At 45.2% G+C, this 10267-nt stretch carries 11 protein-coding genes; 4 read left to right on the forward strand and 7 right to left on the reverse strand.

Translation table 11 applies throughout. The features are described 5' to 3' along the window. Positions 1-73: 73 nt before the first annotated feature. Both purN and purM read right to left on the reverse strand, forming a co-directional pair. Positions 74-748, reverse strand: coding sequence for a phosphoribosylglycinamide formyltransferase (purN, locus tag AB4623_RS02565; protein WP_102333440.1), 675 nt, complete (start codon positions 746-748; stop codon positions 74-76). Positions 749-880: 132 nt separating this feature from the next. Beyond that, positions 881-1921 carry a phosphoribosylformylglycinamidine cyclo-ligase gene (purM, locus tag AB4623_RS02570; protein ID WP_008222945.1) on the reverse strand — a complete coding sequence of 347 codons (1041 nt, stop codon included), beginning with the start codon at positions 1919-1921 and terminating at the stop codon, positions 881-883. Positions 1922-2090: 169 nt separating this feature from the next. Between purM and upp the strand changes: the two genes are divergently transcribed. After that, positions 2091-2717 carry a uracil phosphoribosyltransferase gene (gene upp / locus AB4623_RS02575; protein ID WP_017060716.1) on the forward strand — a complete coding sequence of 209 codons (627 nt, stop codon included), beginning with the start codon at positions 2091-2093 and terminating at the stop codon, positions 2715-2717. A 141-nt stretch (positions 2718-2858) separates the two neighbouring features. Here upp and AB4623_RS02580 read toward each other — a convergent pair whose 3' ends face one another. Then, on the reverse strand, positions 2859-4097 hold the full coding sequence (locus AB4623_RS02580) for a uracil-xanthine permease family protein (protein WP_372145677.1): 1239 nt from the start codon (positions 4095-4097) through the stop codon (positions 2859-2861). A 278-nt stretch (positions 4098-4375) separates the two neighbouring features. On the opposite strand from AB4623_RS02580, the gene AB4623_RS02585 reads away from it, so the two are divergent. Continuing rightward, on the forward strand, positions 4376-5635 hold the full coding sequence (locus AB4623_RS02585; protein ID WP_102428239.1) for a DUF2066 domain-containing protein: 1260 nt from the start codon (positions 4376-4378) through the stop codon (positions 5633-5635). A gap of 110 nt (positions 5636-5745) precedes the next feature. Here AB4623_RS02585 and AB4623_RS02590 read toward each other — a convergent pair whose 3' ends face one another. The 4 genes from AB4623_RS02590 to AB4623_RS02605 all read right to left on the reverse strand — a co-directional run bounded on the left by AB4623_RS02590 (position 5746) and on the right by AB4623_RS02605 (position 8707). Then, a complete protein-coding gene (locus tag AB4623_RS02590) occupies positions 5746-6183 on the reverse strand; it encodes a DUF2069 domain-containing protein (protein ID WP_017060713.1) in 438 nt (145 codons plus the stop codon). Next, positions 6180-6773, reverse strand: coding sequence for an NAD(P)H:quinone oxidoreductase (gene wrbA / locus AB4623_RS02595; protein ID WP_017060712.1), 594 nt, complete (start codon positions 6771-6773; stop codon positions 6180-6182). The genes AB4623_RS02590 and wrbA overlap by 4 nt, the downstream gene beginning before the upstream one ends. A 6-nt stretch (positions 6774-6779) precedes the next feature. Beyond that, positions 6780-7130, reverse strand: a complete 351-nt coding sequence (arsC, locus tag AB4623_RS02600; RefSeq protein WP_017060711.1) for an arsenate reductase (glutaredoxin) — start codon at positions 7128-7130, stop codon at positions 6780-6782. A gap of 122 nt (positions 7131-7252) precedes the next feature. After that, positions 7253-8707, reverse strand: coding sequence for a M48 family metallopeptidase (locus AB4623_RS02605; protein ID WP_017060710.1), 1455 nt, complete (start codon positions 8705-8707; stop codon positions 7253-7255). Positions 8708-8885: 178 nt separating this feature from the next. Here AB4623_RS02605 and AB4623_RS02610 point away from each other — a divergent pair, with 178 nt between their 5' ends. Beyond that, on the forward strand, positions 8886-9125 hold the full coding sequence (locus AB4623_RS02610) for a sulfurtransferase TusA family protein (protein ID WP_017060709.1): 240 nt from the start codon (positions 8886-8888) through the stop codon (positions 9123-9125). Further along, positions 9118-10194, forward strand: a complete 1077-nt coding sequence (locus AB4623_RS02615) for an AI-2E family transporter (protein ID WP_017060708.1) — start codon at positions 9118-9120, stop codon at positions 10192-10194. Before AB4623_RS02610 ends, AB4623_RS02615 begins: the two co-directional genes overlap by 8 nt. Positions 10195-10267: the final 73 nt, after the last annotated feature.

A 10267-nucleotide genomic window follows, 5' to 3' on the forward strand; every position in this document is an offset into this window, starting at 1 on the left:
TAAAAAAGACCGCTTACTGAACTAATGAATCAGTAAGCGGTCTTTTTTTGGATTTGATTTAGTTTCTGAAGAATTACTCTTCTGCGTAACCGTGTTTACCTAATGCCTTACCGTCTAAGACAGCTTGCCCATTTAGCATTGATAAACGATCTTCGGCGAACCATTTACAGACCATAGGGTAAATGCAGTGTTCTTGAGTCAGCACTCGGCTTGCCAACATATCAGCATCATCATCTTCAAATACCGGCACCTTAGCTTGCAAGATCACAGGGCCGCCATCGAGCTCCTCGGTAACAAAGTGGACGCTAGTACCGTGTTCTTTGTCTTGCGCATCAATGGCACGCTGGTGGGTGTGTAGGCCTGGGTATTTCGGCAACAGAGAAGGGTGGATGTTGACCATTTTCCCTGCATAGTGACGAACAAACTCTGAACTCAGGATTCGCATGTAGCCAGCGAGTACGATTAAATCTGGCTGGTAAGCATCGATCTGAACCATCAATTCATGGTCAAACTCTTCACGTGAACCAAAGTCTTTTGGATTAACTGAATGAGCGTCAACACCTGCGGTTTTCGCTCGTTCTAATCCAAAAGCCTCTGCTTTGTTTGAGAAGACAGCTTTAACCGATGCATCAATCATATCGCTATCGCAGGCATCTAAAATAGCCTGTAAGTTACTTCCGCTTCCTGAAACTAACACAACGATGTTTTTCTGAGAGTGACTGGTTTTATTTGAGTGATTGTTTTTCATAGAGTGGGTCATACGATTGATTAACTGAATTGTTTACAATGTACCTACATAAACTAAGGTTTTCTGCGGGCTAAATAGCAAAATGAGGACCATTAGGTCCTCATTGATTAACTAAGTAAGTGAGCGTATCACTTATTTAATTTCAACTTGCTCTTCGCCAGCTTCAGCGTTTGCGATCTCACCGATAACCCAAGCGTTTTCGCCTTCAGCTTTCAGTAGTTCAACAGCAGCGTCTGCTTGATCTTTAGGTAGAGCAACAACTAGGCCTACACCACAGTTGAAAGTGCGGTACATTTCGAATGTCTCCACGTTACCTTTCTCTTGTAGCCAGTTGAAGATAGCAGGCCATTCCCAGCTCTTGCCATCAATGACTGCTTTAGTACCTTCAGGAAGTACGCGTGGGATGTTTTCCCAGAAACCACCACCTGTGATGTGTGAGATAGCATGAATGTCATGCTCTGCAATCATCTTAAGTGCCGATTTGATGTAAATCTTAGTTGGTTCTAGTAGGTGCTCACCGATAGTGCGACCTTCTAGTTCTTCACTCTTATCAGCACCAGAAACTTCTAGGACTTTACGAATTAAAGAGTAACCGTTTGAGTGTGGACCACTTGAGCCAACAGCGATAAGTGCGTCGCCTGCTGCTACTTTAGTGCCGTCGATGATGTCAGCTTTTTCTACAACGCCAACACAGAAGCCAGCAACATCGTAGTCGTCGCCTTCGTACATGCCCGGCATTTCAGCGGTTTCACCACCGATAAGTGCACAACCAGCTTGAACACAACCTTCAGCGATGCCAGAAACAACGTCTGCTGCTGTGTCTACATCTAGCTTACCTGTTGCGTAGTAGTCTAGGAAGAATAAAGGCTCACCACCTTGAACGATTAGGTCGTTCACACACATTGCCACTAGGTCGATACCAATGGTGTCGTGTTTTTTCAGATCCAAAGCAAGGCGAAGTTTAGTACCAACACCATCAGTACCTGAAACAAGTACCGGCTCTTTGTATTTCGTTGGAAGTTCACATAGGGCGCCAAAGCCACCAATACCGCCCATTACTTCAGGGCGACGAGTGCGTTTAACAGCACCTTTAATACGGTCTACTAGTGCATTACCTGCGTCGATATCAACACCAGCGTCTTTGTAGCTTAGAGAAGAAGTATTACCACTCACGGGATAGTCCTCGAACTTAAGTTGGATGTGAAAACGGCGCTATTCTAACAGGGCTTGATTACCAAGAGCAAACGTTTGCGCGGTTTTTTTTATTAGAATAAAGATTCTGAAATAACCTTAGAGTTCGTGTATAATCTACAGGTTTGTTTAAATATTGCCGGAGTTGGAAATGAAAGTTGTTGAAGTGAAACACCCGCTAGTAAAACATAAAATTGGCCTGATGCGTGAAGGTGAGATTAGCACTAAGCGTTTTCGTGAGCTAGCGACAGAAGTGGGTAGCCTTCTAACATACGAAGCGACATCAGACTTTGAAACTGAGCGTGTGACGATTAACGGTTGGAACGGTCCAGTAGAAGTTGACCAAATTAAAGGTAAAAAAGTAACGGTAGTGCCAATCCTACGTGCTGGTCTAGGCATGATGGACGGCGTTCTTGAGCACATCCCAAGTGCACGTATCAGCGTTGTTGGTATTTACCGTGACGAAGAAACACTTGAGCCAGTACCATACTTCAACAAGCTTGCATCTAACATCGACGAGCGTATTGCTCTAGTGGTAGACCCAATGCTTGCGACAGGTGGTTCTATGATCGCGACTATCGACCTAATGAAAGAGAAAGGTTGTAAGCACTTTAAGATTCTTGTGCTTGTTGCTGCTCCTGAAGGTATCGCTGCTCTAGAAAAAGCGCACCCAGATGTTGAGCTTTACACGGCTGCAATCGATGAGAAGCTAAACGACAAGGGCTACATTGTTCCTGGTCTTGGCGATGCTGGCGATAAGATCTTCGGTACTAAGTAATTCGGTTTCAGCTTAAGTGACTCTAAACAGTTCCTTAACTCGCTGAATTAACCGTATTAATAAAAAGGGAGAGCATTCGATGCTCTCCCTTTTTTGATCTTGTTAGGTTGTGATTCTTTGGAATCTAGCCTTACCGACTCATTAATCGATTTGAGCTTTATCTACCACAGTGTTGTCACCTAGCTCTTCTGGAAGTACTAGGTTAAGTAGAATCGCAACGATACCGCACAAGCTTACGCCCTGTAGGCTAAAGTCACCGATACCAAAGGCCATGCCGCCAATACCAAAGACTAAAGTAATGCCCACAATCACAAGGTTACGTGATTTATGCAGGTCAACGTTGTTCTTGATGAGTGTGTTAAGGCCCACTGTTGCGATAGAGCCAAACAGTAGAATCATGATGCCACCCATTACAGGAACCGGAATCGTTTGAAGTAGTGCGCCTAGCTTACCAACCAATGCAAGAACGATAGCAGTAACAGCAGCCCAAGTCATGATCACTGGGTTGAATGCTTTCGTCAGCATTACTGCACCTGTTACTTCACTGTAGGTTGTGTTTGGCGGAGCGCCCAGCATAGAAGCTGCGATTGTAGCCACGCCGTCGCCTGTGATAGTACGGTGTAAACCTGGCTTTTTAAGGTAGTCTTTACCGGTTACGTTAGAGATAGCAAGCATATCACCTACGTGTTCAACGGCAGGTGCAATCGCGACAAATACCATAAAAAAGATAGCGTTGATGTTGAACTCTGGCGTTGTGAAGTTTGGCAGTGCTAACCAAGATGCTTGCGCTACTGGAGTGAAGTCTACCGCGCCGTATACCAAGCTGGTGATGTAACCCGCAACAATACCGCCGAAGATCGGCAGCAGTTTAAGAAAGCCTTTCGAGAAAACACTGATGACAATCGTTACTAACAATGAAATAGATGAAATCCATAATGCTGCGTCTGCATCTATAAGCTGAACCGCACCATCGCCTGTTTTACCTAGCGCCATGTTTACCGCAACAGGCGCAAGACCTAAGCCGATCACCATGATTACAGGGCCAACTACGACTGGTGGAAGCAGTTTGTGGATAAAGGCTACACCACGTACCTTAATTAAGGCACCCATTAATACATACACAACACCTGCTGCCATAAGGCCGCCCATGGTTGCACCTACCCCCCAAGTTTGAATGCCAAACATGATAGGTGCGATGAATGCAAAAGAAGACGCAAGGAAAATAGGTACTGAACGGCGTGTAATAAGTTGGAATAAAAGGGTACCGATACCTGCACCAAAGAGCGCTACGTTGGGATCAAGGCCTGTCAGCAGGGGCACCAGTACAAGTGCACCAAAAGCGACAAATAGCATTTGCGCACCTTGCAGAGCATTTTTCATGTTATGTCCTTAAAAATGGTCGTTATATGAAAAGCGAAAAATAAAATTCGCGGGATTCTATCACTTGGCAATCGGTTGCTATGTCAGATAGATCAAATTTATTTATATTAGTTATGTTTTATATCCATCTAAGCCCTAGAAATTCAGTTTATAAGTGAGCGATTTATCATGGCCAGGTGATATTTTGTGGTTATTAAACACAGTGGGCGCTATCGACCTTGCCCCTCAATCCATAGTTGCTTATCATCTAGGCACAAGATTTGAATATTAGGATCAGTATGCGCTACATAGCATTGTTGTTGATGGGACTATTAGCCTCTCCGAGTTATGCCTTAACTCAAGTAGATATTTTTAGTGCTGAAGTTGCGATTAACGCTGAAGACAAACAGCCAGAACAAGTGGCAAGAAATACAGGTATGGAGCAGGTATTGATACGTGCGACTGGCCAAACTGATGTCGCTTCGAATGAGACGATTCAAAAGGCGATGCGCAAGAGTTCGCAGTACATGTCTCAAATGAGTTTTGGCGAAAGCAATGACCAATCAACATTGCGTATGCGTTTTAACGGTGCTCAAATCCGTTCTCTGTTGACTCAAGCACAGTTACCTTACTGGCCTGACACGCGTTCAAACATCCTTGTTTGGCTTGTGGAAGAGGACAACTACGACAAGAACATCGTATGGGAACACTCTAACTCACAGTTAGCAGCTAGCTTACAAGCGAACGCAAAAGAGCGTGGCTTGCCTCTAACGCTGCCTGTGGGTGACTTTGACGATATTACGGGTATTGCGACTTCTGATTTGTGGGGTAGCTTTGTTACGCCAATCAGTAAAGCGAGTCAGCGTTATCCTGTTGATGCTGTGTTGGTGATAAAGGCTCAATCTTCAGGCCTACGTTGGGCTCTATACGATCAAAAGCCAAGTCAATTGACGAGTGCACCAACATCGCCTGTAAGTGGTTCACTATCGGGTAACAGCGACACGACTTCTAAGAAGTTAGTTGACCAAATCAGTAACTACTACGCAGGCAAAAGTGCTGTGACGGTAGCGAGTGAGTCATCAGAATCGATTTTAACGCAGTTTATTAGCCTGAATAATGCTCAAGACTTCTTCCAGTTAGAGAACGCACTTAAGCGTCTAAACTCGGTGGCAAGCCTAGATATTCTGAAGATTCAGAACAACGAAGTCACTTTCCGAATTCACTTATTGTCGACTCAACAAGAGTTTGAGCAAGAAGTAGCAAGTATTCGCCAAGTTGCGAAGGTTGAAGAATCTTACATTGAGCCTGAAGTGAGCCCTGAATTTGAAACTCAAGACAACACAATGTCTGTAGGTGATGATTCAACAGACGCTGCTGAAGTCGTTGGTGACGAAACTGACTCAGGCGTACAAGTGATTAAGGGCAACGAGGTATCTGAGGATGCTGAGCTAACGAATACGCCTGACACAACGTTAGAGGATTCTAGTACAGAAGATCTAACCATCACTGCGCCAGTACATGCTAAGCCAAGCTTGGTATACGAGTGGGTTCGCTCATAATTGTCAGCTGACATGACTGATTGAAATGAAAACTTGAAAAAAGCCCTGCAAGAGCAATCTCGCAGGGCTTTTTGTTTGTAAGCGGTCAGTTTAAAAGCATGGGCTCAATATTATTGCTCGAACTTAGCTTTCTCTCTCTTTTCTACTTCGGAAAGGCGCTTCAACTTGATGCCTAACTCTTTGGCTCTAAAGCGAGTAAATAAGATATTGCCCGCGAAACCTAGAGTCGTCAGAAGCAGTTCTACAGCCGCTAATAAACGTTCACCATCGTCTACATACAAGATAGTTAATGCGTGTAGGAAATAGAGCATCAAGACGAAATTTGCCCATGCGTGCGTATAAGGTTTTCCTGCTAAAATGCCCGGTAATGGCAATAACAGCGGGATAGCCCAAGCAATCGCCAGTGTGACATTACTGAGATGAGGGTGCGGTGAAAGCGTCATCTGCCAAGCCACCACCCAGAATAACAGTGACAAGTTGCCCGCTAAAGCAAGGTAGCGAAATAGCTTGGTTTTGGGAGACATAGCCTTCTCTGGCATATACATCATTGAGAAATTCCCTTCTGATTTATTGCGATGCGCGCTAGGCGTTTACCTAGGTTTTGCGCCAACTCAATCTCTTCTTTGCTAAGTGAAGCGCTCTCTCCAGTACTGCTTGCACCATAAGGCGTACCACCAGTTTGAGTGGTGTGCAGCGCCGGTTCTGAGTAGGGGATGCCCACGACTAACATGCCGTGATGAAGCAGGGGCAACATCATGCTTTGTTGTGTTGTCTCTTGACCACCATGCAATGATGAAGAAGAGGTAAATACACAACCTGGCTTATCGATGAGATCACCATTGATCCACATTGATGTCGTGCTATCCCAAAAGTGCTTCATTGGCCCGGCCATGTTACCAAACCAAACCGGACTGCCTAGCGCCAAACCATCACAAGATCGAAGTTCTTGTAACGAGGCAATAGGATCGGTTGGTTGATAACGCGAATCAGGCTGCTCTTCTACTGTGTACACGTCGTTCACCGTCCTTAGCATAGCTTCGCAGTTCGGGATGGATTCAACCCCTCGTGCAATCTGCCTTGCTAGAGCTTGTGTGTTGCCGTGGCGACTGTAATAAAGAACAAGAATGTTAATGCTCATATTGGATTACAGAATCTCTAGCACTTGCTCTGGTGGACGACCAATTTTTGCTTTGTTGTTCGCGACAACGACTGGGCGCTCAAACAGTTTTGGATTGGTTGCCATCGCGGCGAAAAGATCTTCATCAGTAACTGAAGCATCGCCAAGGTTTGCTTCTTTGTAGTCCGCTTCTTTGGTGCGCATCATGTCGCGAACACTGTCAAAACCAAGCTGAGTGAACAGTACTTTCAGCTGTTCAACTGTTAACGGAGTCTCCAGGTATTTGATGACCTCTGGCTGTACGCCGTTTTCCTGAAGCACTTCTAGAGTTTGACGGCTCTTTGAGCAGCGTGGGTTATGATAAATCACGACAGACATGGTTCTTCCTCATTATTATTTTTGATTTAGTTGTTTAGCTGAAGCCACCAGGGGTGACTTCTTTTTTGTGTAACGTTGAGCTTTCTTTTTATTCTGGTAACGAGCTGTTACCAGTAAACACTCTATTGTAGCGACAAGAAGCGCTCTCGTTGAATCATTAGCTGATCAATTCGAGCGTCGTAGCGTGCTTGTTTTAGGCTTCCTAATTCTGCGATTTGGCTTGCTTGCGTGTAGTACTGAATCGCTTTGTTCCAGTTGGCTTGCAGTGCCAAAATTTCTGCACGAGCAGCCAGTTCTTCGTCGCTATTACCAAGGCTCGTATTTACTTTTGAAAGTAAGTGCCAGCCATTGGTGTCATTCGGGTTATCGTGCGTGTAACGCTGCAATACGCGAACCGCTTCTTGAAGATCTTCATTTTCAATCAGTGCGTTGGCGTAGTTAATGGTCAGAACCGGGTTGTTTGGTTGACGAACCAGTGCCGATTTAAGTTCTTTAATCGCAATCTCAGGCTGCTTCTTCTCGATGTGCAGATCCGAAATAGCATCTAGATAAAACAGGTTGGTTGGATCGCTGTTAATCAGCTTGTTCAGGATGGGCTCTGCTTTGTCTAATTTTTTAGAGTCTAGGTAAACCAGTGCTTGGCCATATTCTAATGACGGAACCAAAGCTTTAGGGGCTTTCTTTAGCTGACGCTCAAACCAATCAAGAGCAGCATCATTATTAATGCCAGCATAGCGCGCAACAATGCGGGCTCTTGCTAGGTGGTAGTCCAGAGAGGGAGCCAGTTTCAGTGGCGGGTAACTACGAGCACGAGCACGTGAATCGGTAATTCGGTCTTCTGGTAATGGGTGAGTCAGTAGCATTGGCGGTGGTGTGCTCGCATAGCGATATTCATCAGCTAAACGGCCAAAGAAACGTGGCATCGCATTCACATCAAACCCAGCTTTTGCTAGCGTGTTGATACCAAAGCGGTCGGCTTCTTTTTCATTACTACGGGTGTAGTTGATTTGGCTTTGCATATTACCCGCAGTCGTTGCCGTTAGGGCTGCAATGCCGGCTTCAGGAGCTGCAATTGCCAGTAATACAGAGGCTGCTAGCGCTGCAATGGTTGCTGGAGAGCGGCGCGCTTGGTCTTCCATACTACGCGCTAAGTGACGTTGGGTTACGTGCGCGATTTCGTGCGCTAATACAGAAGCTAATTCACTTTCAGATTGTGCATGCAGGAATAGACCTGAGTGCAAAGCAACATAACCACCAAAGAAAGCAAAGGCGTTGATGTTGCGGTCACGGATCATAAAGAACTGGAAAGGTGTCTTTACATCATTTGCGTTCGCGACCAGACGATGGCCAAGAGTATCAATATATAGATTTAGAACTGGGTCGTTTACGATAGGCTGGCTACTTCTGATGATGCGCATGTAGGCATCACCATAGATAAGCTCTTGGTCGATAGTGAGTGTGCCGCCAGCAGCGGTACCGATATCTGGTAGCTCCAAACTATTGGTATTCGCCATAGTTGGGGTGCTTAATGTAGCTGCGATGCATAAGCAAGCAATTGAGCGAGCGCGTTTAAACATATTAGTCAGTAATACTCCGTTTCTTCTGACAGTAAGACAAGTGCAATGGAAATTGGTTCTTTATCTGATTTAACCTTTGCCAAGTGCGTGCGCTATCATGAAGGAGGATGAATGAATGATGGCGCGTTTTCAAAAACAGATTACAATACGACCCTTATAATAAGCATCGAGCTCAAGAATGACACCTAATATTCTAGATTTACGCCAAGAGCGCTGTCCAATGGCGCTATTATTAGCCAAGCGTCACAGTGTAAAGTTAGAAGTAGGGCAGTCATTGTCAATTTATGTGTCTGATAACAGTTCGATGAAAGATATTGTTACTTATTTGTCTAAGCAAGCCTATGACGTCATCACTGAGGTTTGCTCTAATTACCATCATCTCCTCGTCACTAAAAAGGAATTGCAGTCAGATGCTTGAAATGGTCAATCGTTGGTATAAACGACGTTTCTCTGATCCCCATGCTGTCAGTTTGGTTGCCATCATTCTCTTCGGCTTTATTACGATCTACTTCTTTGGTCACCTAATTGCACCACTCTTGGTTGCGATTGTGTTGGCTTATTTGCTTGAGTGGCCTGTTACCCAACTTCAAAGACTCGGTGTTCCAAGAACGCCTTCGGTGATGTTGGTGATCATGATGTTCTTTAGCCTGATGTTGCTGGCGCTGTTTGGTTTAGTGCCTACCATTTGGGAGCAAGTGGGTAACCTCATCAATGATATTCCAAGTATGTATGGCGGCTTACAGAAGTTCATCGCGACGATTCCTGAGCGCTATCCTGAGTTAGCAAACTTGCAGATCGTTGAATCGATTGTGTCTAACGCGAAAAACAAAGCATTAGGCTTTGGTGAAAGTGTTGTTAAAGGTTCTTTGGCTTCTCTTGTGAGCTTGGCTACGCTTGCGGTTTACTTGATTCTTGTGCCGCTGCTGATCTTCTTCTTATTAAAAGATAAAGAAGAGATGATCAGCATGGCGAGTGGCGTGTTGCCTAAAAACCGTCGTCTAGCGACCAAGGTTTGGGTTGAGATGAACCAACAAATCTCGAACTATATTCGCGGCAAGGTCCTTGAGATCTTGATCGTCGGTGGTGTCAGCTACGTGACCTTTGCGATTCTAGATTTACGTTATTCAGCTCTGCTGGCTGTCGCGGTTGGCTTCTCGGTACTGATTCCTTATATCGGTGCGGCGGCTGTGACCGTTCCTGTCGCGATTGTCGGTTTGTTCCAGTGGGGATTAGAACCTCAGTTTTACTGGTTGCTTCTCGCTTACGGTATTATCCAAGCGCTAGATGGTAACGTGCTCGTTCCTGTTCTTTTCTCTGAAGCGGTGAACCTGCACCCAGTGGCCATTATTGTTGCCGTGTTAGTGTTTGGTGGACTGTGGGGATTCTGGGGCGTGTTCTTTGCTATCCCGTTGGCAACGTTAGTTAAGGCGGTTTGGAATGCCTTACCGAGTCACGCATTAGACGATGACCCCGAACATCAAAAGTAATTGATCTTGTTATAGAAAAAGGCCGAACATCCATGATGTTCGGCCTTTTTGCTCTTAGCTTAATAATTAGCTT

Source organism: Vibrio sp. 10N.222.52.C12 (genome assembly GCF_041474215.1).
GTDB classification, from domain to species: Bacteria; Pseudomonadota; Gammaproteobacteria; order Enterobacterales; family Vibrionaceae; genus Vibrio; species Vibrio crassostreae_C.

What these genes read in the sequence shown, in the direction of transcription:
- AB4623_RS02610 (WP_017060709.1), top strand. Translation starts at nt 8,886, where the DNA reads ATGACACCTAATATTCTAGATTTACGCCAAGAGCGCTGTCCAATGGCG.
- upp (WP_017060716.1), top strand. Translation starts at nt 2,091, where the DNA reads ATGAAAGTTGTTGAAGTGAAACACCCGCTAGTAAAACATAAAATTGGC.
- arsC (WP_017060711.1), bottom strand. Translation starts at nt 7,130, where the DNA reads ATGTCTGTCGTGATTTATCATAACCCACGCTGCTCAAAGAGCCGTCAA.
- AB4623_RS02585 (WP_102428239.1), top strand. Translation starts at nt 4,376, where the DNA reads ATGCGCTACATAGCATTGTTGTTGATGGGACTATTAGCCTCTCCGAGT.
- wrbA (WP_017060712.1), bottom strand. Translation starts at nt 6,773, where the DNA reads ATGAGCATTAACATTCTTGTTCTTTATTACAGTCGCCACGGCAACACA.
- AB4623_RS02590 (WP_017060713.1), bottom strand. Translation starts at nt 6,183, where the DNA reads ATGATGTATATGCCAGAGAAGGCTATGTCTCCCAAAACCAAGCTATTT.
- AB4623_RS02605 (WP_017060710.1), bottom strand. Translation starts at nt 8,707, where the DNA reads ATGTTTAAACGCGCTCGCTCAATTGCTTGCTTATGCATCGCAGCTACA.
- purN (WP_102333440.1), bottom strand. Translation starts at nt 748, where the DNA reads ATGAAAAACAATCACTCAAATAAAACCAGTCACTCTCAGAAAAACATC.
- AB4623_RS02615 (WP_017060708.1), top strand. Translation starts at nt 9,118, where the DNA reads ATGCTTGAAATGGTCAATCGTTGGTATAAACGACGTTTCTCTGATCCC.
- AB4623_RS02580 (WP_372145677.1), bottom strand. Translation starts at nt 4,097, where the DNA reads ATGAAAAATGCTCTGCAAGGTGCGCAAATGCTATTTGTCGCTTTTGGT.